The sequence below is a fragment of the Evansella tamaricis genome (assembly GCF_019042215.1).
Classification (GTDB): domain Bacteria; phylum Bacillota; class Bacilli; order Bacillales; family Salisediminibacteriaceae; genus Evansella; species Evansella tamaricis.
In genome coordinates, this window is record NZ_JAHQCS010000054.1 from 14,736 (window position 1) to 40,386 (window position 25,651).

At 35.4% G+C, this 25,651-nt stretch carries 23 protein-coding genes and 5 tRNA genes; 4 read left to right on the plus strand and 24 right to left on the minus strand.

Annotation, left to right across the window (positions count from 1 at the left end):
• Nucleotides 1-201: 201 nt before the first annotated feature.
• The 3 genes from KS419_RS03930 to KS419_RS25135 form a co-directional block, all read right to left on the minus strand.
• The gene (locus KS419_RS03930) at nt 202-633 is read right to left on the minus strand and encodes a hypothetical protein (protein ID WP_217064781.1); all 432 of its coding nucleotides are present in this window, start codon (nt 631-633) and stop codon (nt 202-204) included.
• A 78-nt stretch (nt 634-711) separates the two neighbouring features.
• Nucleotides 712-906, minus strand: coding sequence for a hypothetical protein (locus tag KS419_RS03935; protein ID WP_217064782.1), 195 nt, complete (start codon nt 904-906; stop codon nt 712-714).
• Nucleotides 907-1,209: 303 nt separating this feature from the next.
• The gene (locus KS419_RS25135) at nt 1,210-1,596 is read right to left on the minus strand and encodes an ankyrin repeat domain-containing protein (protein ID WP_217064783.1); all 387 of its coding nucleotides are present in this window, start codon (nt 1,594-1,596) and stop codon (nt 1,210-1,212) included.
• A gap of 121 nt (nt 1,597-1,717) precedes the next feature.
• Between KS419_RS25135 and KS419_RS03945 the strand changes: the two genes are divergently transcribed.
• Nucleotides 1,718-1,921, plus strand: a complete 204-nt coding sequence (locus tag KS419_RS03945; RefSeq protein WP_217064784.1) for a hypothetical protein — start codon at nt 1,718-1,720, stop codon at nt 1,919-1,921.
• Nucleotides 1,922-2,070: 149 nt separating this feature from the next.
• On the opposite strand, the gene KS419_RS03950 is transcribed toward KS419_RS03945, so the two are convergent.
• Both KS419_RS03950 and KS419_RS03955 read right to left on the minus strand, forming a co-directional pair.
• Nucleotides 2,071-2,898, minus strand: a complete 828-nt coding sequence (locus KS419_RS03950; RefSeq protein ID WP_217064785.1) for a hypothetical protein — start codon at nt 2,896-2,898, stop codon at nt 2,071-2,073.
• Nucleotides 2,899-3,490: 592 nt separating this feature from the next.
• Nucleotides 3,491-4,495 (minus strand): phage/plasmid replication domain-containing protein, encoded by a 1,005-nt coding sequence (locus tag KS419_RS03955; protein ID WP_217064786.1) that lies wholly within the window; start codon nt 4,493-4,495, stop codon nt 3,491-3,493.
• A 400-nt stretch (nt 4,496-4,895) separates the two neighbouring features.
• On the opposite strand from KS419_RS03955, the gene KS419_RS03960 reads away from it, so the two are divergent.
• The 3 genes from KS419_RS03960 to KS419_RS03970 are packed head-to-tail and all read left to right on the plus strand — an operon-like array spanning nt 4,896 to nt 8,330.
• On the plus strand, nt 4,896-5,078 hold the full coding sequence (locus KS419_RS03960; RefSeq protein WP_217064787.1) for a hypothetical protein: 183 nt from the start codon (nt 4,896-4,898) through the stop codon (nt 5,076-5,078).
• Nucleotides 5,071-6,555: a recombinase family protein gene (locus tag KS419_RS03965; protein WP_217064788.1), complete on the plus strand. Its 1,485-nt coding sequence runs from the start codon at nt 5,071-5,073 to the stop codon at nt 6,553-6,555. Before KS419_RS03960 ends, KS419_RS03965 begins: the two co-directional genes overlap by 8 nt.
• Before the next feature lie 59 nt (nt 6,556-6,614).
• Nucleotides 6,615-8,330 carry a recombinase family protein gene (locus KS419_RS03970; protein ID WP_246593646.1) on the plus strand — a complete coding sequence of 572 codons (1,716 nt, stop codon included), beginning with the start codon at nt 6,615-6,617 and terminating at the stop codon, nt 8,328-8,330.
• Here KS419_RS03970 and rlmH read toward each other — a convergent pair.
• The 19 genes from rlmH to KS419_RS04065 all read right to left on the minus strand — a co-directional run bounded on the left by rlmH (nt 8,271) and on the right by KS419_RS04065 (nt 25,465).
• A complete protein-coding gene (gene rlmH, locus KS419_RS03975) occupies nt 8,271-8,750 on the minus strand; it encodes a 23S rRNA (pseudouridine(1915)-N(3))-methyltransferase RlmH (protein ID WP_217064789.1) in 480 nt (159 codons plus the stop codon). The genes KS419_RS03970 and rlmH overlap by 60 nt on opposite strands.
• Nucleotides 8,751-8,805: 55 nt before the next feature.
• A complete protein-coding gene (locus tag KS419_RS03980) occupies nt 8,806-8,976 on the minus strand; it encodes a CxxH/CxxC protein (protein WP_217064790.1) in 171 nt (56 codons plus the stop codon).
• Between the two features lie 144 nt (nt 8,977-9,120).
• Nucleotides 9,121-10,350, minus strand: a complete 1,230-nt coding sequence (locus tag KS419_RS03985) for a S1C family serine protease (RefSeq protein ID WP_217064791.1) — start codon at nt 10,348-10,350, stop codon at nt 9,121-9,123.
• A gap of 180 nt (nt 10,351-10,530) precedes the next feature.
• On the minus strand, nt 10,531-11,325 hold the full coding sequence (locus tag KS419_RS03990; RefSeq protein ID WP_217064792.1) for an MBL fold metallo-hydrolase: 795 nt from the start codon (nt 11,323-11,325) through the stop codon (nt 10,531-10,533).
• Between the two features lie 6 nt (nt 11,326-11,331).
• Complete coding sequence (locus KS419_RS03995; RefSeq protein WP_217064793.1) at nt 11,332-12,126, minus strand: two-component system regulatory protein YycI; 795 nt, start codon at nt 12,124-12,126, stop codon at nt 11,332-11,334.
• Complete coding sequence (locus KS419_RS04000) at nt 12,113-13,465, minus strand: YycH family regulatory protein (RefSeq protein ID WP_217064794.1); 1,353 nt, start codon at nt 13,463-13,465, stop codon at nt 12,113-12,115. Before KS419_RS04000 ends, KS419_RS03995 begins: the two co-directional genes overlap by 14 nt.
• The gene (walK, locus tag KS419_RS04005; protein ID WP_217064795.1) at nt 13,443-15,275 is read right to left on the minus strand and encodes a cell wall metabolism sensor histidine kinase WalK; all 1,833 of its coding nucleotides are present in this window, start codon (nt 15,273-15,275) and stop codon (nt 13,443-13,445) included. The genes KS419_RS04000 and walK overlap by 23 nt, the downstream gene beginning before the upstream one ends.
• A gap of 1 nt (nt 15,276) precedes the next feature.
• Nucleotides 15,277-15,984 (minus strand): response regulator YycF, encoded by a 708-nt coding sequence (yycF, locus tag KS419_RS04010; RefSeq protein WP_217064796.1) that lies wholly within the window; start codon nt 15,982-15,984, stop codon nt 15,277-15,279.
• A 180-nt stretch (nt 15,985-16,164) separates the two neighbouring features.
• A complete protein-coding gene (locus KS419_RS04015; protein WP_217064797.1) occupies nt 16,165-17,646 on the minus strand; it encodes a M23 family metallopeptidase in 1,482 nt (493 codons plus the stop codon).
• 359 nt (nt 17,647-18,005) lie between these two features.
• Nucleotides 18,006-18,081 (minus strand) — tRNA-Thr (locus KS419_RS04020).
• Between the two features lie 11 nt (nt 18,082-18,092).
• Nucleotides 18,093-18,168 (minus strand) — tRNA-Phe (locus KS419_RS04025).
• Nucleotides 18,169-18,189: 21 nt separating this feature from the next.
• Nucleotides 18,190-18,265: transfer RNA gene (locus KS419_RS04030), tRNA-Asp, on the minus strand.
• Nucleotides 18,266-18,372: 107 nt separating this feature from the next.
• Nucleotides 18,373-18,449 (minus strand) — tRNA-Met (locus tag KS419_RS04035).
• 342 nt (nt 18,450-18,791) lie between these two features.
• Nucleotides 18,792-18,866: transfer RNA gene (locus KS419_RS04040), tRNA-Glu, on the minus strand.
• Between the two features lie 214 nt (nt 18,867-19,080).
• Nucleotides 19,081-20,367 (minus strand): adenylosuccinate synthase, encoded by a 1,287-nt coding sequence (locus tag KS419_RS04045; protein WP_217064798.1) that lies wholly within the window; start codon nt 20,365-20,367, stop codon nt 19,081-19,083.
• A 340-nt stretch (nt 20,368-20,707) separates the two neighbouring features.
• Nucleotides 20,708-22,072, minus strand: coding sequence for a replicative DNA helicase (dnaB, locus tag KS419_RS04050; protein ID WP_217064799.1), 1,365 nt, complete (start codon nt 22,070-22,072; stop codon nt 20,708-20,710).
• 34 nt (nt 22,073-22,106) lie between these two features.
• Nucleotides 22,107-22,550 (minus strand): 50S ribosomal protein L9, encoded by a 444-nt coding sequence (rplI, locus tag KS419_RS04055; protein WP_217064800.1) that lies wholly within the window; start codon nt 22,548-22,550, stop codon nt 22,107-22,109.
• Nucleotides 22,547-24,517: a DHH family phosphoesterase gene (locus KS419_RS04060; RefSeq protein WP_217064801.1), complete on the minus strand. Its 1,971-nt coding sequence runs from the start codon at nt 24,515-24,517 to the stop codon at nt 22,547-22,549. The genes rplI and KS419_RS04060 overlap by 4 nt, the downstream gene beginning before the upstream one ends.
• Before the next feature lie 12 nt (nt 24,518-24,529).
• Entirely contained in the window at nt 24,530-25,465 is a 936-nt protein-coding gene (locus KS419_RS04065; RefSeq protein ID WP_217064802.1) for a YybS family protein, read from the minus strand.
• Nucleotides 25,466-25,651 lie beyond the last annotated feature (186 nt).

Consider the following 25,651-nt stretch of genomic DNA (forward strand, 5'->3'; position numbering starts at 1 on the left):
CTTAGACTTTTTCATTCCTGAAATACTTGCATTCTTTATCAATAGTTGGTTGATCGCCACAATTTATTTCGTCTAAGTTTCTTTCCCCCTGTTCATTTTACAAAAGTGGGGATTTTACCGATACCCTCATATATATCATCTCGTAACTCCTAACTCCTCTTTGTAGTGTTGTACTTCAATATAAAGGCTTCTGTCCTTGCCTTAATCAGCATTCCTTTGACAAGCACCTTTCAATAAAATGGTTAATTCTATACTTTTCTTTCTATCATTTTCAATTTCAGGTTCCATTTCTTTTAATGTCTCCGAATCTACAATTTTATAGGCTAAGAGGTCATACTGATCCAACAAATTCGGATCAGTGTCCTCCAACTCTGCAAACGGCAACTTTAAACTGCCCCAGAAAGGTGCGTCATAACTTTCCTCATTGGCAATTATCCTAATATTATACGATTCTATGATTGAGGTAGACACGTTCTCAGATTGTACTTCTCCCGCCACCAGAGCTTCTTCAATCGCTTTTTTAAGTCTATTTAGAGCTTTCCTATTACCAACTAAAACGACCTCTTCCGAAGGTGTGTAATGGGGATATACATGCAATAGTGGTAACGGATTACTTTCACCTTTATCTTTCATATAAATCCTCCTCACAATCTTTATATAATATGGTTATATTTTTGTAATCTTGTTTTTTTACCTAACACCACTACAGGACTATGTTCTTTTCTTTCTGTTTTCGAGGATTTTTTTTGCTATTTCCTTTTCATCGTTATCATCTAAGAAAGTATAAGTTCCAGACAGTACAACTGGAGTAGTCGTTGCTATCCTCTTGGCTCCTTCTTCAGTTAAGAGAAAAGCCATATCTAGCTCTACTAAGTCACTTTTACACTTATCTTTATTGTCTTTCATAATTCCACCACCATATCATTCACGATTATCCACCTTATCTCTACCACACCTACTTTACATGGTAATAGTTAAGAGATATGTTTTTTTCCATCTTATTTATTCAATCCAAATAATCTGAAAAACATCTCCCGACACCTTACTCGCCTTATTATTCTAGCATTGTCTCTTCTCAGTTTTTTTAGTCCATTTGACCCTCCTGTAATAGCTAGTGGTAAATTTAACCACCTTCTGCATGGCATAACTGTATTTGCGTCCTCTTTATTATCAGTCGAGTCTCTCATTACTCATATTCCTCCAAACTCACTATTTACTATCCATAACCCTAGATTGACTTGTTTTTGCTACCTTTAATATATCTATTATATTTGCTTGATCCGAACCATTCCAGCTATCTCTCGCACGTTCGAAGCATCTTTTATTAATACTAGCACCTTCATTCAATAGTCTTTGAACAATCTCTTCGTATCCAAAATAACAGGCAATTTCCAATGGAACCCTTCCACTCTCATCTAACTTATTTACGTCCGCTCCTAACTCAATCAACCTTTTTACGAACTCACTATTACCCATGTGCGTCGCCCACGTAAGTGCAGTACCTCCAAAAATGTCAGTATTTATGTCGTGTTTATTAAAAAGAGTAGCAAGTTCATCTACTTTTTCATTTCTAAGCCTCTCAATATATTCATTCACTTATATCACCTCAATGTTACAAATTCCTTATTTTCAAAACTGTTCATTGAATTTTTAAATTAAAAACAAAATCGTGTCATAATAGTAAACACAAATTCAATTATTAATTGGAGGTATACGAATGAAGATTAAATACGTTAATGATACTAAGCAGCCTATCAACATCCATCCCGCTACAAAAACACATGGTGTACTATGTGATATAAGTCCTATAAAACCACTTGAGGAGAGAGTTTTTAGCCTGCCGGATGGAGTAACTCCTTGGATCAAATTATGGGAGCATGATGATAGTGGATTAATGTTATTAGTCTCTTATGATAAGTAGTAGACACCACTAAACATCAATGGAACAAGGTATATAATTTTAACTTACGTACACATTGCGACCTTATAGAGTACAGAATGGATAACCACGATACAAATTGATACGTTAATGAACTATATTATTACAGTATCTGGACATAACAATTCTTTTTAAATATCTCCAATAACAATATCCCATAGAGACTCCTCAATTGTAATTGTTGCATTTACTAATTTCATCAGATCATCTTTTCTTAAATTGGAATACTTAATAATGAAACCATCCTCGTTTTTTTCATAGCTCTTTACAATTCCCCATTGTTCAAATTCTTTCAAAGCTATCTCGTACTTTTTTAGGATACTTCCTCTATCCTTTAGTTTAAATTCGCTCACGTACGGCTCATCAATTCCATTCATAACAGTCATACTACTCGACACATTTATGGTATTTTTTATTCTTTGTTCCTGAATATAATAGAAAAGTTCCTTTGCATAACCCTGTTTTATTATTTCAAGTTGGTTGTGGTATTTATTAGCAAGTTGCAATTTTATTATCTTGTTGTGCAGGTAACCAGTTAATCTAGCATTCACTTCCCAGTTCCCATCCAAATCTTTGTCAACCGAAATAGCATCAAAAATAGCTCTTGAAACATATCTGTCATTTGTGGAACTACTCAAGCTGGTAAGCCCCATATTGGCTAGTTTAACTTTGATAATTTTCTCGTTTGATTTATTATTCTCCCCATAAACCTCTTCCATCAATGTATAAAGAGACATATTTAATTTCCGTTCTGTATAAAAGTAAACATCTCTACAATTTAGGAGAGAAAGAAAAATCTTTCTATCAATTTCTGAACAGTTGCTACTATCTTCAACAATGTAACCTTCAATAACTCTATATTCATTATGATCATAGCTATCAAAGATTGAATTAAACATATCATCTAGCCCTTTTTTTGAGTCAAATCCTTGTTTTCCTTGTTTTGTGTATCTATCCAAAACTCCACCTCTTTTATTTAATATGATTCTATACAGTATGGTTCCTCACATTATAAGTAAAGTAGTTTGCTAAGTTAATCCAAAAGCCCCTTGATATCATAACTCCGTTGCATCAACAAATACCTTTATCACCTTGTCATCCCATAGCCAATTCTGTGCACGTGTTCTTGCTATCGCTGATCGGTATCCTCTCCTTCCTAATCAATGATTAATTGCTTATAGTTCCCTTTATGCATGTTTGAATTCATTTAAAAATCCTCCCCAATAAATCTATTTCCTATAGTCAAATGAAAATAAAAAGGCTCGTATTCTTTTAAGAATACGAGCCCATACATTCATCTATAAGTATAAAACGATATACGTCTGTCTGTTTCACTATTAATCCATCCCTTTTATTATAACTATCCATTATTACTTAACATTCATTATAGCTAAGGGAATCTAAATTTTCAATCTACTTTATGCTTTTCTTTTAAATTGTTAAAAATCCCCTATTCTGTTCAACTATTCTTTACTGTTTCGGATTTGGAAATAATGAAATAGAGATCATAGGGGCACTATACTACTTGAAATTGTCCTTGTGAAAGCTATTTTAAATGCAGAAGGGATTCTTCATAGAATTAGGGAAATCTTTTCGGTTCTTTGGAATTAGTATTGGGGAAATTCCTATTGCCTCAAGCTCACGAATGTATTTACGATGGGTAGGATTTGACATACCTTTCTTCTTAGGAGTGTCAATTGATCCCTTAGAAATTGAGACAAGGAAGGAACGTAGACTATCTTTTTTCTTTTTGGAGTAGTGGCTTCTTTCAATTATTTTTTCCGCTTCAGTGATTGTATAATAATCACCTCTGTAAACAATTGGTAGTACCTGCTTCTCCATGTACTCCTTCCATAATTCCTTTGAAAAATAGGTTTTAAGTACTTTTTCTCTACTCTTCCCTTTATCTTTTCTTTTCATGCCATTTAGATGAGGATTTTTTAGCCTGACTTCATATCTAATCACATTTTTCTCATAGGATTCAATATGCTCGCCTTTTGCAAGTCGCTCATCTTCTTTACTATATATGATGAACTCAACACTTTTACACTTGTGATACTGGGAAGTCTGATATTTCAATGGATTTCCATCTTCGTCTCTCCCCCATTTGATCTTCACTTTATATGCATACTTTGCCGCATGTTTTTCAAGCAAGTGAAAAAGAAGTTCCCGTTGTTTTTTATCAGGTAATCGAACATCTAGCTTATAATCTATTCTAGTTAATCTATGAGAATCAAAACTAGACGATTCAGCAAAATGGTCAATGAGGAAATCTCGAATTTTAAATTCTACCAAGTCATAATCATCCTCTTGTATGAAACTTTTCCCTAGCAATTTAATTAAATCTATCTTCAAATGAAGATTCCAAGTCCCGCTAGCATTACAACTTAACCATGAAATAGTGAAAGCACGATATTCCTTTTTCAACTCCCGATTTAACTGTCTAACAGCTGCTCCAATGTGTTCGTATTTGGTTATGTTTGCCCCATATGACGTGAACAAATATTCAACCCTTTCTTGTTTGTTAGGTAACACCATTTCAACTGAATGTATCACTTAAACCAGCTCCTTTTTTGTTTATGGGAGTTAACTAACCCAGTAGTCATAGGGTTTTTAAAGCACTTTCTTTTCCCGTACCGAACTAATTTATAAGACTACCTAATTTCAAATAGTGATTTGAATGAATCATGCTATGCAACAAATACAAAACTATTCATCATTTGGTAGTTTTGTACTGTTTGACCTCTTACTTATATTGGATGACAAAAATAAATATATTAGATTTTTCATAAAAATATCTTTTAAAATAAATAAGGGTAGAACCAAATTTTTTAGACAGGATAGGTTTTGTCAAATAAAATTAAACTATAAGGCATCTAAAAATGAAATTGTCATCTAGTGTTATTCCAATTAGATGCCTCCTCGCAAGAACCTCAAACAGGAAGGATGACCACTTATGAAAAACTCCCCCTCTATTGATTTGAATAATGAACTTGAGCAACAATTAGCAACAGACGAGGAACTAAAGATAGTCAGAGCAAAAATGTTCATTAACTTATTGTCAGACTTGTTTCTGAAATATGAGGATGAACTTGAAAAGCAACTAATTTCTGTAAAGGAGGAAAAACAATATGCCTAGAGCCATTGGCTATGTTCGTGTTAGCACAGACAAACAACTAGATAATACTTCCATTGAAAAGCAAAAAGAGGAAATTGAATTGTACTGCAAAAACAACAATTTAACCCTTGTTAAAATTTACGACGAAGGGGCAGAATCGGCAGAAACCATGAGCAAAAGAAAGGAATTTAAAAAGTTGTATCATCATGCTCTTGATAGGGAAGAGAACATCGAGTATGTCATATTTTTCAAAGCTGACCGTATTGCAAGGGATAATCTTGATGCACTTTACGTTTACAAAAAAATTACAAAAGCAAAGAGGAACCTTATCTGCATTGCTGATAATATTGATACAAGAGACAACCATGCAAAAATTCTGTATCACATAATGGCCATGATTGCAGAACTAGAAAAAGACAATATTAAATTCAGAACATCAATGGGAATGGAAAAGAATGCACAAAATGGGAACTTCAATGGAGGGAAAGTTTATGGGTATTATTCAGAAAACAAAGAACTCCTATTGGTACCTGATGAGGCAAAGATTGTACGGTACATTTTTGAAAAATACGGAATGGATCAATGGGGTTACAGAAAAATAGCTTCCGATCTCAACAAACAAGGTATCTTGACTAAAAACAACAAGTTTTGGACAATTACCGCTGTGAAGACAATCCTCACAAATCAGGTGTATATAGGTAATCTGAAGTGGAAAAACACCTATAGGAAAGGGAAACATCCTAGGATAGTTGATGATGAACTTTGGAATCAAACACAAAAAATTATGCGACTAAAAAGCTATTTACCACAAAAAGTCCACCCCGGTTCATATCCCCTCTCTGGACTTTTAAGGTGCCCCCAATGTAACTCTCCTATGGTTCAAGGTAACAGTAGCTCCAGGTATAAATACTACCAATGCAGCAAAAACAAGAACAGTGGATCATGTGCTTGCTCTTCCAATCTTATAAACAAAGATTATGCAGAACAGTTTGTTTTCAGCCACTTTGTTCAAGAAATACAATCACTGAAATTTACCTCGTCTGTTATCAAAGCAACCACTCAGTCTATTGCTAGTGAAGTGGAACCTATTGAAGAGAAACTAGCATCCATGAAACAGGAACTAATATACTTAGAAAGCAAAAAAGAAAGAATTGTAGGATGGGTGTGTGAAGGTACCATGAACGAACTATCGTTCAAACAACAAATGAAGAATATTGAAAATGAGGAAAAGCAGCTCCTTGAATTTGTTGAAACTCTTGAAAAACAATTACAACAACGAGATAGAATTAATTTAAGTGAGCAAATTAGTTTGGCATTTGAAAACTTTGATCAGTTTTTCCATCTAATGTCAAATGAGGATAAAAAGGAATTGCTACATTTCTTCATTGATTGCATATACATTAACAATGGAAAAACAAGTAAAGATCGTACCGTCAAGAAAATAGAATATAACTTTGGTTACGACCAACTTCAGGAAAAAAATACATGTGTGGGATGAGAGAGCAGAACATGCTTTCTCTTTTTTTGTGTATAATAAAATTAAAAAGGAGGATTTAAATGAATGATATAAAACAAGTAGCAATATATTGCCGTGTAAGTACAGAAGAACAAGCAACTGAGGGATATAGTATCTCTGCCCAGTTACAGACTCTTCGTCAATACACTCAACTCTATGGTTGGGAAGTTGCAGAAGAGTATGTGGATGAAGGAATTTCTGGTAAAAATATTAAAGGTCGACCCGCTATGCAACGACTTGTAGCAGATGTTGAAAAGGATAAGTTCCAAGCCGTTCTAGTATGGAAAATTTCTCGTCTCTCACGCAATATGTTGGACACTCTTACACTATTAGACAAATTTGAAGATTTCGGAGTAAAGTTTATTTCTTACTCAGAAAACTTCGATACAGGAAGCCCTATTGGTCGTTTAGTGGTTCAACTAATGGCATCAATTGCAGAAATGGAGAGAAACACTCTTTCAGAAAATGTTAAGCTCGGTATGAAGCAAAGGGCATTAGAAGGATCGTGGAACGGTGGTGTAGTATTTGGGTATGAAACTATTAAAAAGGAGCTTGTTATCAACCAAAAGGAAGCAGAAATAGTGCAACTAATCTATCAATTATATGCCAATGGTAAAGGTCTAAAAGCAATTGCTAATCACTTAAATAAAGCAGGATATAGAACTAAACGCAATCGCCACTTCTCCATCAATGGGGTAGCAACCATCTTAGATAATGTTATCTATAATGGAAAAATTAGTTGGTTAAAGGTTGAGAATTGGGATACGAAGCGAAGAAGAGGAAAAAACCCTAATCCTATACTTGTTGAAGGTCAGCACAAAGCCATTGTTTCAGATGCTATGTGGAGTGTTGTACAAGAAAGGAGAAAAAGCAAATCATTTAAACAGCGTCAATCACATGAACCTTTTTTACTCAGTACTCTATTACGTTGTCCTGATTGCGGCCAAGGAATGGTTCCTTCCATAACTACATATACTCGTAAAGATGGAACCAAACGAAAGCACCGTTATTATGTTTGTGGTAATTTCCACAATAAAGGATCTTCCGCTTGTAAAGCAAACTCCATAAAAGCGTATGAAACGGAAGATGCAGTTATCAACAGAATTGATAATTTCCTTTCCAATAAGAAAATGCTATATAAAACGCTACAAGATATAAACTCGCATTCCGTTGATTCTATTAGTCTGCTTAAGAAAGAGTTAGAACAGATTGAAGATCAACTGTCTAAGGTAGAGTTATTACAGAACCGATATTTGGAAGCATTCGAAAAGAATACTCTTCCTACAGCAATTCTACAAGAAAGGTTACAAAAGGTTGCTAAAGAAAAAGAGGAGTTAGAGCAAAGGAAAAATGAGATAACTATACATTTAGGTTCTACTGAAACAAAAATTATTCAACCAGATATTATCGAAAAACTATTAGAACGATTCCTCTTAGTATATAAGAATGCAACAAGAGACAATAAAAAACATTTGCTTCATCTTCTAATTAACGAAATTACGATTACACAATTTAAGGAACGTTCACGAATGCTTAATAAGATTGAAATCGACTTAGACTTTACAGAGATCAACATATCTAAGACATTTACACTTATACACAAGCTCTATCGAGAAACGGATAATGAAGAAGAATCATCACTTTCAATACCCGCTTCCGACAATAAAATACCACCTTATTTACAACTTTTTTTGCCTCTATTTATGGTACGGTTCACCTCTATTAATCCGAAATGCTCTATAAATTTGCTCCACTAGAATTAACCGCATTAATTGATGTGGGAATGTCATCTCGGAAAAGGACAGCTGCTCATCGGCCCGCCCTAAAACTGCATCGCTTAATCCGACAGATCCTCCAATCACAAAGGCAATCTTGCTTTTACCGTAGGTGGCTAAGTGGTCTATTTCCTTTGCAAGGCGCTCTGAACTCCACTTTTTACCCTTTATGGCTAACGCCATTACATAAGTATCCGGATTTATCTTACTTAAAATCCGCTCGCCCTCTTTTTCTTTTATCATGTCTGTTTCCGTTTCACTCATGTTGTCCGGAGCCTTTTCATCTGCTACTTCTACAATTTGGACATTTGCATAAGAAGAAAGACGCTTTAAATATTCTTCTATACCTTGTTTTAAATACTTTTCTTTTAGTTTTCCTACTGTAATAATAGAGATATTCACAATACCCCCCCTCCCAAACACACTTATCCACACACTTATCCACATATACACAAATTCACTGGGGTTTATCCACATGAATTCTATATTTTGCTTGTTCATTGCAAAAGGAACATCTAACTTCTTTACTGTTCGTTTCCTCCACTAGATCTAATTCCGGAGGCATTGACGTCTCATCAACAGTCTCGTCTAGCGCTAAATCAATATGTTCTGGACAGCTATAGTACATCGATACCCGCTCCTTTTTGAAGCAAATTTAAACTATTCCTTACTATACCATTCCATATTAATCACATCAATTGTGGATAACTGTTAATCAATGGCATAATATTAGATGAAAATAGGGACCACAATTAGAGTGGTCCCCTTTGATTTAAAATACTTGCATTTGAAGAGTTAGCTCCACTTCCTGCTTTTCCCCGTTACGATAAAAACCTACCATTAATGTATCGCCGATTCGTTTTTCCGTATACAAGTATTTCCTAAGATCATGGCCGTCACGTATCTCTTCACCGTCTAATTCCACAATAACGTCCCCTTCTTGAAGTCCCGCTATTTCTGCAGGGGAATTAGGTGTAACCCCTTGTAAGTAGACACCACCTTTTACATCCTCTGGAAGGCCCAGTGTATCATGCCAGTGAAAACTAGGTATCTCATTTAAGGAACTGATCATTACCCCCATCTGCGGACGTTGGACTTCTCCATATCTTTCAATATCTTCAATAACAGGTATTGCAATGGCTGTAGGAATAGCAAAACCAATTCCTTCCACAGCAGACTGTGCAATCTTCATGGAATTTATTCCAATTACTTCTCCTTGAATATTTAATAATGCACCACCGCTGTTCCCGGGATTAATTGCAGCATCCGTTTGAAGTACTTCTGCGTTCCAATCAGGCTGCCCGTTACCGCTTGTATCCACTGGTATACTTCTTTCCACCGCACTAATAATACCTAACGTTACAGAACCTTCAAAGGATAGGGGATTCCCTATAGCGATGGCAGGTTCACCTGCTCTTAGAACATCAGAACTGCCAAACTCCGCAATGGTATCAATGTCTTCTGCATCTATAGTTAGAACTGCTAAATCGGTTAACGTGTCTTCCCCTACAAGCTCCGCAGGTACTCTTGACCCATTACTCAATGTCACATCAATTTGATTCGCCTGGTTTATAACATGTTGATTGGTTACGATAAAGGCACGATCACCTTCGACTTTATAAATCACACCTGAACCGGTTCCTTCTCCTCCACCAGAACTAAAAAACCCTCCAGTAGACGCCTGCCTCACATTGACAACACCAACTACTGCCTCCGAAACACGGTCAACCGCTTCAATGACTTCAGAAGTCATGGATATATTTACTGTATTTGTTGCTGCGGTTACTGCAGTTTCTGATTCATTTGATTGCTCCATCGAATCCAAGACTTGATGAGTCCCCTTTGGAACAATTTCATAGGGCAATATATTATAATTGGCCAGCACAGGAATAGTAAAAACAACGATTAATGCACCAAATAGGGCACTGAAGAAAGAGTACAATGCTGATTTTTTAGTTCCTCTCTGTTCTCTTCTTGTTGGTTCATAATCATAGTATCCCATTAAAAACCCTCCTCTATTGTTTAGCTTCTTTGTTTAGTGGAGAAAAGTCATGTGTACGAAACCGACAATTATATTTTACAAAACTAGTAATAAAAACGTCTATTAGTGCACGAGATTTTCGATTATTTTTCACACAACAATAGGATTACCTTTAATGTGATACATTAAACATACATAGTATTACACTGCAGTAAGAGGTGTTGGGTTAAAAGGATCTGTATCAAATAGTTTCACACGTTTTCCAATCTCATACCCTTTCTCCTCCAACGTTTGATGAACAGTCATTCGGGCTAACTCTTTCATATTATTGTCAAGACTCAGATGAGCAAGATACACATTTACTGGATCATCTGTCAGTATCTCACTTAATGCAATAGCTGCGTCCACATTGGATACATGACCTTCATCGCCTAATATTCTACGTTTGACACTCCAAGGATATTTCCCCATTCTAAGCATATCCATATCATGATTGGATTCAAAAACAAATGAGTTTGATCCTTTTGTGATCCCTTTAATTCGTTCACTAACATAACCTGTATCTGTTACAATTGAGAGTTTTCTACCATTGTGATGGAAGGTAAAAAACATTGGTTCTGCTGCATCATGGGATACTCCAAAGGATTCAACATCTATGTTTCCAAATGATTTTGTTACTCCGGTTTCAAAATGGAACTTCTGCTCCACTGGAATCTTTCCAAGCCCGTTTTCCATTGCTTTCCATGTACGAGTATTTGCATAGATTGGTAGTTTATATTTCCTCGCAAGGATTCCTACACCTTTCACGTGATCACTATGTTCATGAGTTACTAGAATCCCATTTAATTTTGAGGGAGATAATTTAATCTGCTCAAAACATTGCTCCATTTTTTTCCCGCTCAATCCAGCATCGATTAAGAGGCATTGATCATCTGTCTCCACATAAATGGAGTTCCCGGTGCTTCCGCTTGCGAGCACACTCACTCTTAAACTCATGCTGCATCACTCCTGAATATTAATTGGTTGTACTTCCCCATTTATTGCATTTACAAAATAAAATGTATCTTGCACTAACACTCTCCACATGGGTGCAAACACGCGAAACTCCAAATCAACCATTCCTTGGAGTGGATTATAGAATCCTAATTCTGCCTCTTCAATAGTTGTATTTGCAGGGATATAGTTATCATTAAAAAGAATTTCAATTACTTTTACAGGTGACAGTAAGTCTTGCTCTCTCCCTTGTGGACTAATATCCATGAACATTTGTTGATAGCTGATAATTTCCAGGTCTTCATTTAGATTTATTTTTAAATGAAATGGCCCTTCTTTATGATTATCAATTGCTCTTCCTTCAAATGTTTGGTGCATTCCAATATACATTTCCTCTTCATTGTAAACAGTAAAAACGTATTGATCCCCATAAAGAACATATTGTTCAACAAAAGAATTAACAACTGCGGGGATATTTCCTTCCACTAACCGATATGGAGTATCTAAAGTGGAATAAATCGTTTCATCTCTTAATACTTCAATTTCCTGATTTTCCAACTGCTCCGTAAGGATTAGTTGGTTAAAGGTACGGAATGAACCAGTTATTGGTGACCCTGATTTTACTTCATCCGAATTGTTAATTGCAATATTAATCTCATTCTCTTGAAGTTTTTCCTGTAATGTTGACTGTGTAAGCATATTTAAATTACTGTCGCTTTGTTTTTCTATAAGTTGATATCCCAAAAAAAGGTTCAGTAAAAAGAATGTGGCAATAAAAATTGATTTTGTTTTACTCCAATCCATTTAGACCACCTTCTTCCCGACTGACAAGTTTCCATCTATCTCTTTCCTTCACAAACCATGATGGTTTAAATGTCGTAAATGACTGTCTTTTCTCCATGAAATATCCTATTTTTATATCTTCGATTTGATCTATTTCAATTGTTTCACTCTCTTCAATTATTTCCATGATCCGATCATAAGATGGGATATTGAATTCCAATTCAAGGGGAACGTAGTCCTCCTCTTCCATAGTAAATAAAGGACGAGTATATTCCGTGATTTGATTCACATCTCTTCTTAATTCCATCGTATAATACTCTACTCTATTATTGTTAATTCCTAATACAGGAAGTCCGTTCATTGTCATTCTGAAAATGACTTGATCAATTAAGTTCGAGTGATTCCAATAATCTACTCGATACTTATCAGTCCAGCCTGAATGACCATTAATAAAATCAATACTGTCTTCCACCACATTCCCTTCCTGAATGGTTAATGTACTGCCTGACCTTGGGTGAGCGTATCTTAATACATTACTGTTTTCCACAACATACATAATTCTATTTCCATCCGTGTAGACCTCATCATTTCCCTGGAAATAGTGTTTAACAAATTCAGGATCTCCAAACAATGCTTGCTTAAATGAATCAGGATTTATAGAATTTACAGAGAAATAAGTATAACCTTTCATACTGAAACCCTCTGAAGGTACATAATTGATTTTCCGGTAGGAACTCTCTAAATTCATATTAAAGTCCAAAGCTCTGACTGGTACATATAATTCATTTTCAAATCCAGTATGATAAGACTGAAGTTGATTTTCTGATATTTGTGTATTACCTTGGTACATCATTTCTTCTTCAAAGGAAATAAAACGTATAATCACTTCTGGATCCGTGGATTTCTCATTTACATAAATAAGAATTCTGTCGATTGTTTCCAATGGAATATCAATTTCATTCATGTTTACAATACGCTGTAACCAACTTTTGTGAAGTTTTTGAGAGAATATTAACTCAATACCCTTATATTGATTATCCATTGACGGAGGTTTTGTATATGTTGGAATGAGTTGATCAACCTCAATATTACGAACATTTTCCATTATTTCTTGATAAGTTTCTTCTAACGGCTGAAGCCAATATTGATCCTCTTCCTCATGAATAACAATTTGACTTGGTATTAAAAATGAGGATATTGTTCTCTCTTCCCCAATTCTTTCACTTTCAATAAAACTAGTCTCTGATGATTCCAATACTTTGTATTCAGGTTGATACGTCCAAATCATCCAAGTAAGAAAAACACTACTTATAATGAGCAACCAAAGTATGACGGTTTTAATATGTTCGATCATCTTCATCCTCGTTCACCGCCTCATCATATGGAAGACTAAATGAGATAGCCGTACCTTTACCCCAATCACTACTAACCCAAATATTACCTCCGTGGGCTAGCACAATCTCCTTTGCTATGGCTAGTCCTAATCCAGTACCTCCTAAATTTCTTGAGCGAGCCTTATCAACACGATAAAATCTGTCAAACACATATGGAATATTTTCTTTAGGTATTCCCACGCCTTCGTCTTTTATCGTTACAATCACTCTTTCTTTCTCCTCTTTTACTACACATGAAATTGTTCCTCCCTCAGGGGAATATTTCACTGCATTCGATAGAATATTATCCATTAGCTGTGTTAATTTGTCCCTGTCACCTATAATAAACACATCTTTACTTGGAACTTTTATTTTAAATAAGATGGATTCATTTTTGGTTGACATCTGAAATCGTTCCACGATTTGTTCTGTAAACAATGTTAGGTTAATGGTTGCAATATTCATTTGATAATCTTTACTATCCATCTTTGATAGTTGTAACAAATCATTAACTAACCTAATCATTCTTTCTGTTTCATTTTGTGTCACGTTAATAAATCTCGGTGCAATTTCTGGATCTTCCAATGCCCCATCAGCTAATGCTTCCAGATAACTTTTCATTGATGTGAGTGGAGTTCTTAGTTCATGTGAGACATTTGCAACAAATTCTCTTCTTTCGTCTTCGATACGTTCCTGCTCCGTCACATCATGTAAAACTGCAATCAATCCGTTTTGATTTCCATTTTCTTTTTCAATTATCGAAAAATGTGCTTCTAGAATTAATTCATGATCCGCGTTATCAAAATCTAATAGAATAGGGTCAGTAAAACGATAAAGATCTTCTAATTTTAAGAACTTGTCTAAATTTAATACCTTTGTAAGTTCCATTTGCAAAACATCTTCTTGTTTTTTAAGGAGCATTTCTTCTGCCCGCTTGTTCATTAATATAACATTACCATTTTTATCCGTAGCTATGACACCGTCTGTCATATGTGTTAAAACGGATGTAAGCTTCCTCTTCTCTCCCTCTGTTGTTGCATTTGCGTCTTGGAGTTTGTTGGTTAAAACATTAAATGCATTTGCTAATTGTCCAATTTCATCATTACCATAAACTTTAACACTTTGAGTAAAATCACCTTTCCCCATAACTACGGCCTGTCTTTTCATATCCACAATTGGTCTTGTAATAGTTCTTGCTAAAAGGATACCTAATATTGCAGTTATACCAAGAGCGATCACTGTGCCTGTCATTAATATATGATTAATTTGTTGCATTTGCTCGTATATCTCTTCCATCGATGCTTCAATATAAATGGCACCAATAATAGTATCATCAGAATGTATTGGTATCGCTAATACTCTAATAAGATTCCCTGATTGATTAACTGCAGTGTCTGTACCTTCTATACCAAAAAGTGCCCGTTTTACTAAATAGTTTGTTGTTCGTTTTCCGATATTTTGTCTTTGAGTAGGATTTGTAACACTTATTACTGTGTTATGAGAATCGATTACTTGTACATCTGTACCTTCGATATTATATAGTTCAAATAGAAGACTGCTTACGCGGGAAGTAAGAGTCCGCTCTGTTTCTTCTTGATCCCTAGTCATTTCTTGTTCCACATTATATGAAAGTAATTTTGCACGTTCTGTCAACGTCTCCAAAAAGTTCTCTTCTAACTCATCTTCCAGTTTACCAGTAAAATAAACCCCTATTACTTGCATGGCAATAAGTATTAAAAGAACATAAATAATTACGATTTTTACATGGATCGATTTATAAATACTGATTTTATCCATACTACTTCTCCTGATCAGCATTCCTTAGATAATATCCAACGCCTCGACGGGTTACAATCCAAGTAGGATGACTTGGATTATCCTCTACTTTTTCCCTGAGTCTTCTAACAGTAACATCAACGGTTCGGACGTCCCCAAAATAATCGTATCCCCATACGGCTTGGAGCAAATGCTCCCTAGTCATAACTTGACCAAGATGTTTGGCTAAATAATAAATAAGCTCAAATTCACGATGGGTTAGTTCAATTGGTTCGTCCCGTTTCGATACTAGATAGGCATCTGGTTGTATTAATAAAGGTCCCACTTCAATATTCTTTTTCCCGTGTTCTGTTTCTTTTGATTTCTGATTTCTACGAAGGTTTGCTTTTACCCTAGCAATAATTTCCCTTGTACTAAATGGTTTTGTTACATAGTCATCAGCGCCTAGTTCAAGCCCCAGTACTTTATCAATTTCAGAATCCTTTGCTGTAAGCATAATGATAGGCATATCAAATGTTTTTCGAACTTCTCTACAAACTTCCATCCCGTCTAAATATGGGAGCATAATATCTAATAATATTAAATCTGGCGTAAACTTTTTGACTTTATCAACTGCATCATTTCCATCGTATGCACATATTACTTCATAACCTTCTTTTTCTAAGCCAAACTTTAAAATATCAGCGATAGGCTGTTCATCATCCACGACAAGAATTCTTTGTTTATCCATCGTTTTTACCAGCTCCTGTAGTCTTATAAGACTAAATTTATCATCCTATACTTCCTATATTCTATCACATTCATCAAAACTTTTTTAATATCAGGAAATAGTGATTATTGTCTGTTTTACGATTATTTATCATAAAATCCCCCTAAGCTAAAATTGCTTAGAGGGTTTAAAGCAAATTATTTATCTGTTTAGGTAATCCATTGGGTTTTTCAATTCACCATCTTTCGTTACTTCGAAGTGTAAGTGAATTCCAGTTGAGTTACCAGTAGTACCCATTTTACCAATAACTTGTCCTTTTCCAACTGTTTGACCAACACTAACGTCTATCCTTTCTAAGTGTGCATATAAAGTTTCCATTCCATTATTATGATTTATTCGAATGGTATTCCCATATCCATTTTCCCAGCCAGCTGATTTTATTGTTCCATTATCTGCTGCTAGGATATTAAAGTTTGATGGCCGTGCAATATCAATCCCTCTGTGAAACCTTCCCCATCTATTACCCATGTAACTGGATATATATCCACCTACAGCCGGCCACGACAGTTGACCTGTTCCACGTGAAGGTGAAGTTTTAGTTCCCCTAACCACAATTTTATTAATCGGTTCTTTCTTTATATTTTCTGAAACTACCTTTGATTCTACAGACCGTCCATTTTCATATGTAACGGTATAATGTACTTCTTTGATTCCTTCTTTACCATCTTGTTTTACATTACTAGTTCCCTGCCACATATCGCTATCTTCTATTGTTTCTGTGTCATATTCTATTGTTTCTTCTTTTTTTAATTCCTTTTCTACTAAAACGGAAGTCAAAGGTTCTAACACCGTAACTTTTAATTGATCTCCCACTTGTAATAATGTGTTTTCTGAAATTTCAGGATTGATTTCTTTTATTTCCTCCATAGAAAGATCATGTTCACTGGCAATTGAACTTAACACATCTCCCTCTTTTACAGTGTATACCTCTTCCTCTAAAACTCCGTTCGTGATGATTTCAAAAGCTTCCTTTATACTCAGTATATCATCAGGATCAGCCAAAGATTCCTTCCAAGTAATTTCTTCAGAAAAACTAATATCTAAGATTCTTTCATCACCAACAAAAAGTTCTTCTAAATCTTCTTCTGTTTCGGATAAGGATCTATACTGGTTAAATTCTTCTTCGGAAATATATTCAAGGGTAATCCATTTCAATAGCTGCTCCATGTCCTCTTTTCCATTTATTTGCCCAATAAAATCTTCTCCAACTTGTAATTCAAATGATTCTGCCGAAATGATTGATGATTTTTCTAATGATTCAAGCGTATCTTCATTATTAGACTGATCATTAAATACTATCTCTGGTACTAAGTATAAGTCTTTATTCAAACGAAGAATGTAACCTTCATATTTCTTTGAATAGTTTTCTATGAAATCTTTTTCAAATTCTTTTATTAAATTCGGATCATCTACTACTCCAACTCTCTCGTCTCCAAAGAAAACATGATAGACTGTTTCAATGGAATATGGATTATCAATCCCTTCTTCATTAGCAGATACTTCCCATGTATAAAAAATCATGAAACATAATAGTATAATTAAAACTGCCATTAATTTTTTTCCTGCAAAAATCAACATACCAGTCATGGTTGAATCAGATAAGAAAAGTTGACTTGGTCTCATTATTTTCCTCCTATACATTCAGGGTAGATATTATTCAGATTATTAAACTTGTTTTGATAGATAATATTTCCCATCTATTAGCATGTGTCATTTTATCATAAATTAGTAGATATGGGAGACTACAGTTAAAAACGTAAAAAAACTGTATTACTAATGTTACATTTTTATCAAAAATACTACTAATTAGACATACTATTGAAACTTTTCTACTATTAGTTGATGATATTGATGAAATTATCTAGAGTACATGATGTCTCATGTCGTAATTTGATGGATCATATAGACTTGTATTCTCTAAATAGTTAAACAATATAAAAAGCTTAACTACATATTTTAGTAGTTAAGCTTATATTATGTAATGGTGCTGGCCAGAGGACTTGAACCCCCAACCTACTGATTACAAGTCAGTTGCTCTACCAATTGAGCTAGGCCAGCTAATTTAGTAGTGGTGGCTCGGGACGGAATCGAACCGCCGACACATGGATTTTCAGTCCATTGCTCTACCGACTGAGCTACCGAGCCAAAATGGGGTTATAAGATAAATGGCGGTCCCGACGGGAATCGAACCCGCGATCTCCTGCGTGACAGGCAGGCATGTTAACCGCTACACCACGGGACCTTATTTTATGATACTAATGTTTAAAAAATAAAAAAAAATTAGCTTCTAAAACTATTAAAATACTCAGTGGTTACGAGCGCTTGTATTAATTCTCATGGGAATATAATTGGTTGCGGGGGGCGGATTTGAACCACCGACCTTCGGGTTATGAGCCCGACGAGCTACCAGACTGCTCCACCCCGCGACGATATGAAAGTTGTTGGATGATGCTATTTCAGTGATGTTGTCCCTTCCTCTACTAGCTAAGCTTTGTAGTAATATCCGTCGGGACAAGTCGCTGCTTTTTCGGAGAAGATTTGCTCCTTGCTCCACCCCGCGACGATATGAAAGTTTTCGGATCGAAGATTCAGACTGTCTCTTCCTCTTCTAGTATCGCTTTGTAGTGTATGCGTCGAGACAACTCGAAGTTTATTCGATGATGCTTCGCTCGTTGCTCCATCCCGCGATCAAAGTGACTACTTTTTTAGTATGTGAGGTTACTCTGGTTATTATACATTATATTTATATATTTTGTAAATCTATATATTGGTGACCCGTACGGGATTCGAACCCGTGTTACCGCCGTGAAAGGGCGGTGTCTTAACCACTTGACCAACGGGCCAATTTTTGTGGTTATTCATAACTGCAATAATGCATCGATAACCTTGATTGGTCTCATTCCTTGGCGACAAGAATTATCTTATCACCTTCCAGCTTATATTGCAACTTCTTTTTCTGAAATAGATGTCTGTTATTTTAATGTAATTTATTCCATTTAGTATTATAGCTGTCTCTAGTTGTATAAAATTCTCTAGAGACAGCTATTTTCCTTATTGTTATGCAAATACTCCTCTGACTAAATTCGTTTGATTACGGTCAGGTCCCACAGAAAAAATAGTTAATGGAATCCCTGTTAATTGGGATACTCGCTCCAAATAAAATAGTGCATTTCTTGGAAGGTCATGAAGTGATTTCACTCCAGTAATATCTTCTGTCCATCCTGGGAGTTCTTCGTACACAGGTTCACACTCTGCAAGGATTTTTAAACTAGCTGGAAATTCCTCAATGATATCCCCACGATATTTATAAGCTACACATATTTTTAGAGTCTCAATCCCAGTTAAGACATCAATGGAATTCAACGATAAGTCTGTAATGCCACTCACTCGGCGTGCATGTCTAACAACAACACTGTCAAACCACCCAACTCTCCTTGGGCGTCCTGTTGTCGTTCCGTATTCATTACCAACTTCCCGAATATGGTCCCCTAACTCATCTTTCAGTTCTGTAGGAAAAGGGCCATCGCCAACACGTGTAGTATACGCTTTGGAAACACCTACTACATGATTTATTTTTGAAGGGCCAACTCCAGAACCGATTGTTACTCCCCCTGCTATTGGGTTAGAAGAAGTTACGAATGGATAGGTTCCCTGGTCTATATCTAACATCACACCTTGTGCACCTTCAAATAAAACACGTTTTCCCGCATCTAGAGCATCGTTTAAAACAACTGAAGTATCTATTACATATTTGGCAAACTGCTGTCCATATTCAAAATATTCCTCTAAAATATCTTCTATTTTAAATCCTTCCACTTCATAAACCTTTTCAAATAGACGATTTTTTTCTTTAAGGTTGTACTCTAATTTTTCCTTAAACGTTTCTTTATCTAATAAATCAGCAATTCTAATGCCAACTCTCGCAGCTTTATCCATATATGCAGGGCCGATTCCTTTACGTGTTGTTCCAATTTTATTAACACCTTTACTATCTTCTTCCACTGCGTCTAGTTTCAAATGGTAAGGTAAAATAACATGTGCGCGATTACTAATTCGAAGGTTGCTCGTATCAACATCTTGATCGTGCAAGTATTGTAATTCTGTTATCAAAGCCTTTGGATCAATAACCATTCCATTTCCTATCACACATGTTTTTTCATTATAGAAAATTCCTGAAGGGATAAGGTGTAGTTTATACTTTTTTCCATTAAATACAATGGTATGACCGGCATTATTACCACCTTGATATCTTGCTACCATTTCTGCTTGCTCTGATAAAAAATCAGTGATTTTCCCTTTTCCTTCGTCTCCCCATTGTGTTCCAACCACTACTACGGATGGCATAATGTGAGCACCTCCATTTAATCTTCCTTATTTTATTATCTTACAATTAATAAACATTTTTTAGTTTTTACCACTTATCCGTTAAACATGAAAACCAACGTTAGTTTATCAGTTAACTATCACATAGTCAATAATATATCCGAACAATATAAATATGATTAAAGGTTTTTGTTCGTGATTATAAGAAAAGCGTAAGCGCCTATGGTCACGAGCGGAGGGCAGTGGAGGAATGACAACTAGAAGTCCGCTTTTGACTTCGGTTGTCACTTCCGAAGTGCCCCGTAGCGAAGGTACCCAAACTTATAAATTCTTACCTACTAAAAAGAACCTAGCTCTTCAGCTAGGCTCCCGGAGGTATATCTCCTTCATCATATCTCTTTTCTAAATTTACAAATTTATTATATTGCTTTACAAAAGCCAGTTCCACGGTACCAACAGGACCATTACGTTGTTTAGCAATAATGATTTCTATAATATCCTTTTTTTCACTTTCACGGTCATAATAATCATCTCGATACAAAAAGGCTACAATATCGGCATCCTGTTCAATACTCCCTGATTCACGAATATCCGACATCATTGGGCGTTTATCTTGCCTTGATTCAACTCCCCTTGAGAGCTGAGACAATGCAATAACAGGGACTTCTAATTCACGAGCTAACCCTTTTAATGAACGGGAAATCTCAGATACTTCCTGTTGTCGGCCCTCTCCACTTCTGGCATCTCCTTGAATTAACTGCAAGTAATCAATCATAATCATTCCAAGGCCACGTTCTTGCTTTAAGCGTCGACATTTAGCACGGATTTCATTAACTTTTATACCCGGTGTATCGTCAATATAAATCCCTGCTTTTGATAAACTCCCCATGGCCATTGTTAACTTTTGCCAGTCTTCATCAAGTAATTTCCCTGTACGTAATCGTTGAGCATCTATATTACCCTCAGCACAGAGCATACGCATAACAAGTTGATCGGCACCCATTTCAAGGCTAAATATAGCTACATTTTCATCCGTCTTAGTTGCCACATTTTGAGATATATTAAGGGCAAAAGCCGTTTTACCAACAGAAGGTCTTGCAGCTACGATAATGAGGTCATTACGTTGAAAACCTGCTGTTATTTGGTCTAACTCTGTAAATCCTGTTGGAATTCCAGTGATCTCTCCAGCAGAGTGCTGTAATAATTCTATTTTATCAAATGCCTCCACAAGAACGTCCTTTATTGAAATGAAAGCACCTGAATTTTTCTTTTGGGAAACCTCTAGTATTGTTTTCTCAGCATCATTTAAAATGGAGTCTACATCTTCATCTGCTGCATAGCCTTCTTGTGCTATATTAGTTGCCACACGAATCAATCGGCGTAGTAAAGACTTCTCTTCTACCATTTGACTGTAATATTCAATATTAGATGCTGTAGGTACTCCCCCCGCTAAATCACTTAAATAAGATACTCCGCCAACTTCTTCTAGCCATTTTTTTGTCTGTAATTCAGAAGTCACCGTAATTAAATCCACCGGTTCTCCCTTTTGCGCCAATGATAACATTACTGTATAAATACGTTGGTGGGCAGCTCTATAAAAATCCTCTGGTACTAATCGTTCAGATGCCGTAACAAGGGCTTGATCATTAATAAAGATAGCACCTAGTACAGCTTGTTCAGCTTCAATATTTTGTGGTGGGGTGCGATCAGTAAAAAGATCACTCATGACCAAATTCCCTCATTTCTGTTCAAAAGATGAATTATTCTTCGATGACATGTACTTTTAGCGTTGCTGTTACTTTTGGATGTAGTTTAAGAGCAACATTTGTATATCCTAATGTTCTTATGGGTTCATCCATTTCTATTTTTCTCTTATCAACTTTTACTTTCATTTTCTTTAAATGTTCTGCTATTTGTTTATTTGTTACCGCACCGAAAAGTCGGCCGTTATCTCCAGATTTTGTTTTGATTTTAATTTCCATAGCTTCCAGTTTTGCTTTCAATTCCTCAGCTTGTTTTACTTCTTCTTCCCTTTGGCGCTGTTTACTTTCTTGTTTTTTTTCTAATGTTTTCATATTACCGGCGTTAGCTTCAATAGCTAAATTATTCTTAAACAAATAGTTACGCGCGTATCCTTCTGATACATTCTTAACTTCACCTTTTTTTCCCTTACCTTTTACATCACTCAAAAAGATGACTTTCACGTCGATTGTCCTCCTTTGAAATAATCATCAATTTTTTCTTTCAATAATTCTTCAGCCTCTTCCAATTCTATTCCTTCTATTTGAGTTGCAGCATTTGATAAATGGCCACCACCACCCAATTTTTCCATGATAACTTGTACGTTTACATCGCCTAATGATCTTGCACTTATACTTACGCGCCCGTCACCTAGTTTTGATATAACAAAGGATGCAACTACTCCATTCATGGTTAAAAGTGTATCAGCTGCCTGTGCAATAAGTAACTGCCCATAATTTTGATCTTCTTCCCCTAATGCAATAGCAGTACCACCTGTATATATAAATGCCTTCTCCACTAGTTTAGCACGCTTAACGAATTGATCTAAGTCTTCTTTCATGAGTAGTTGGACTTGTGTCGTATCTGCACCTCTGCTTTTCAAATATGAAGCGGCATCGAATGTTCTTGAACCAGTTCGTATAGCAAAACTTTTCGTATCAACAATGATACCTGCAAGTAGTGCAGTGGATTCTAGAACATCCAGTCTTGGATGTTTGGGCTGATATTCCAATAGTTCTGTTACTAACTCTGCAGTAGAGGATGCATAAGGTTCCATATATACAAGGAGGGCATCTTCAATAAACTCTTCCCCCCTTCTATGGTGATCAATGACAATAATCCTTTCTGAAATGGAGATTAACGAAGGTTCAATTACTAAAGATGGTTTGTGTGTGTCTACTATAATTAGTAATGATTTTTCTGTGACCATCTCTTGAGCTTCTTCTGGAGTAATAAATTTATTCCATAATTCCCTTTTCTGCTTAATCTGATCTATTAATTTCTCGACACTCGAATTAATATCCGATGTGTCTAATATAATAAACCCGTTTTTTCCGTTCGCTTCTGCGATTTTTAACATCCCTATTGCAGCTCCAACAGAGTCCAGGTCTGGATTTTTATGACCCATGAGAAAAACTTTATCACTGTCTGAAATGAAATCTCTTATGGCATGTGAAATAACTCTGGCCCTAACACGGGTTCGTTTTTCCATTGCATTGGATTTACCTCCGTAAAAACGGACTTTTCCATTCATTTGTTTAATTGCAGCTTGATCCCCGCCCCTTCCTAATGCTAAATCGAGGCTAGATTGTGCTAACTGACCTAATTCTCTTATCTTGGAACTTCCACTTCCAATTCCTATGCTCAATGTTAAAGCAATACGCTCTTTTGCGGTTGACTCCCGTACTTCATCTAATATTGTAAAACGATCCCTTTCTAGAGTTGAAAGGGTGCCTTCATTAAAAATCGAGATAAAACGATCCGCAGCAGTTCTTCTTAATAATACATCATTTCTCTGTGACCACCTGTTAAGATTTTCTGTAACATGTGCTAATAATTTACTCCTTACCTGATCATCCATTCCTTGGGTTACTTCGTCATAATTATCTAAATAAATTAATCCCACAACCGTTTTATCTTTTTCAAACAGTTCTTTAATCTTTTGTTCTTCAGTAACATTAAAAAAATAAAATAGACGCTCATTTCGTTTATGGATTACTCTAAACTTATGATTCTCAATCTTTAAAATAAATTGATCATTTTCCTCTTCAAAGTATTCCTTAAGATAGTCAGATAAGTATTCTAATGGTTTCCCAATACAATCATCAGCTTTAAGATTAACTATATAAGGATTTGCCCATTGTATTTTATGTTCTTCATTATAAAGAATAATACCTAGTGGAAGGTTGCTAACAGCCTCTTCCCCGACTTTATTTACACGATAAGTTAACGTAGAGATATATTCCGATAATTCATCTTCAAACTCTGTTTTGGCTCGTTTCATCAAGTAAAAGACTACACTTAAGCAAATAAATCCTAAGATACCTATCTTCCACTGATATATTGTTAAAATTCCTGTAAATAGCACGGCAATACTAAATAATCCAATGACGTGATAGCCGTGCCATCTTTTTAATAGGAAATTAGGCATTCTTTACAACTCCTACTTCTTTGAGTTCATACGCTTCCTTAATTCGAATCCTAAGTCAATTATACCTAAGATACGAATGATATAAAGTAAAATTGGCAAAAGGAACGCGGTGATTGTTAAAAGAATTGGCCAAACAATTGACTTTTTCTTATGATGAAAATAGAAATACATAAAACAAAATCCTTGGATAACCATAACTGTCTCTAAGATTGGTCTTAAGTTTACAATAACTATATACATTGGTGATCCTACTTCTGTACCAATTAAGAGAAAAAGATAAGTAATTAAATAATACCAGATAAATGCCCTTGGAAAAGTCCATTCTCTAAACGGAGGGAATTGTGATATGGTATATTTTCTTCTAATTAAAAATCTTGATGAAATCCATTGAACTACAAAGGCAAAGAAAACTCCTAGCATAATGATTATCGTTGGCGCTACATAAACAAATTGCTGTATCATTTCTTCTGCAACTTCAAGTACAGAATCATCTTCCATGGATAATAATATAAGCATTTCCTCTGTTGTTTCCAAGGATTCTGTAAAAATGTTTTGCATTTCTTCCATTGGATTTACACCCAACAAGAGAATCGATCCAATATAAAGTACTAATAATGAGGATATAAAGGATAATGATCCTCCTAGAAGAACGGCAAAAGCGTCTTTTTCCCTATGATAAAGCTCACCAATGACTATACCACCTATAGCAAAACTAATCGTAATTGGTAAAGCAACTGGTCCAACAAAAATAAAGATGAAAAAAAAGGAAAGAATTCCGAAGAGGATCGCAGGTTTTAATCCATACTTTTTTGTGAAAAAAACGAATGGAACAGGTAACAGAAACATTGATATTATTCCAACCACGGGAATTAATAGTGTTATAAAAGTTAGTAATAAGTAAATTCCTAGTAAAATAGCTCCTTCACGAACAATACTTGAGCGCTCCATTTGATGAGGTACCCCATTTCTTCTCGAAAATCTATATGTCGTTCCTTATTGTAGCACGATAAAGACGGAAAGAACAAAAGGTTAAATAGTATTGTTTGCGTCAACCATTTGTGGGCATATTTTTTAGTGAGTTCAGGAATGCCTCTTTTTGTTAAGTTTTTGTTGACAACGCTTTCTTGATTTAAT

Coding starts and splice junctions, on each gene's coding strand:
- KS419_RS03930 (WP_217064781.1), bottom strand. CDS start 633: ATGAAAGATAAAGGTGAAAGTAATCCGTTACCACTATTGCATGTATAT.
- KS419_RS03935 (WP_217064782.1), bottom strand. CDS start 906: ATGAAAGACAATAAAGATAAGTGTAAAAGTGACTTAGTAGAGCTAGAT.
- KS419_RS03945 (WP_217064784.1), top strand. CDS start 1,718: ATGAAGATTAAATACGTTAATGATACTAAGCAGCCTATCAACATCCAT.
- KS419_RS03960 (WP_217064787.1), top strand. CDS start 4,896: ATGAAAAACTCCCCCTCTATTGATTTGAATAATGAACTTGAGCAACAA.
- KS419_RS03965 (WP_217064788.1), top strand. CDS start 5,071: ATGCCTAGAGCCATTGGCTATGTTCGTGTTAGCACAGACAAACAACTA.
- KS419_RS03970 (WP_246593646.1), top strand. CDS start 6,615: ATGAATGATATAAAACAAGTAGCAATATATTGCCGTGTAAGTACAGAA.
- KS419_RS03980 (WP_217064790.1), bottom strand. CDS start 8,976: ATGTACTATAGCTGTCCAGAACATATTGATTTAGCGCTAGACGAGACT.
- KS419_RS03985 (WP_217064791.1), bottom strand. CDS start 10,350: ATGGGATACTATGATTATGAACCAACAAGAAGAGAACAGAGAGGAACT.
- KS419_RS03990 (WP_217064792.1), bottom strand. CDS start 11,325: ATGAGTTTAAGAGTGAGTGTGCTCGCAAGCGGAAGCACCGGGAACTCC.
- KS419_RS03995 (WP_217064793.1), bottom strand. CDS start 12,126: ATGGATTGGAGTAAAACAAAATCAATTTTTATTGCCACATTCTTTTTA.
- KS419_RS04000 (WP_217064794.1), bottom strand. CDS start 13,465: ATGAAGATGATCGAACATATTAAAACCGTCATACTTTGGTTGCTCATT.
- walK (WP_217064795.1), bottom strand. CDS start 15,275: ATGGATAAAATCAGTATTTATAAATCGATCCATGTAAAAATCGTAATT.
- yycF (WP_217064796.1), bottom strand. CDS start 15,984: ATGGATAAACAAAGAATTCTTGTCGTGGATGATGAACAGCCTATCGCT.
- KS419_RS04015 (WP_217064797.1), bottom strand. CDS start 17,646: ATGAGACCAAGTCAACTTTTCTTATCTGATTCAACCATGACTGGTATG.
- KS419_RS04045 (WP_217064798.1), bottom strand. CDS start 20,367: ATGCCATCCGTAGTAGTGGTTGGAACACAATGGGGAGACGAAGGAAAA.
- dnaB (WP_217064799.1), bottom strand. CDS start 22,072: ATGAGTGATCTTTTTACTGATCGCACCCCACCACAAAATATTGAAGCT.
- KS419_RS04060 (WP_217064801.1), bottom strand. CDS start 24,517: ATGCCTAATTTCCTATTAAAAAGATGGCACGGCTATCACGTCATTGGA.
- KS419_RS04065 (WP_217064802.1), bottom strand. CDS start 25,465: ATGGAGCGCTCAAGTATTGTTCGTGAAGGAGCTATTTTACTAGGAATT.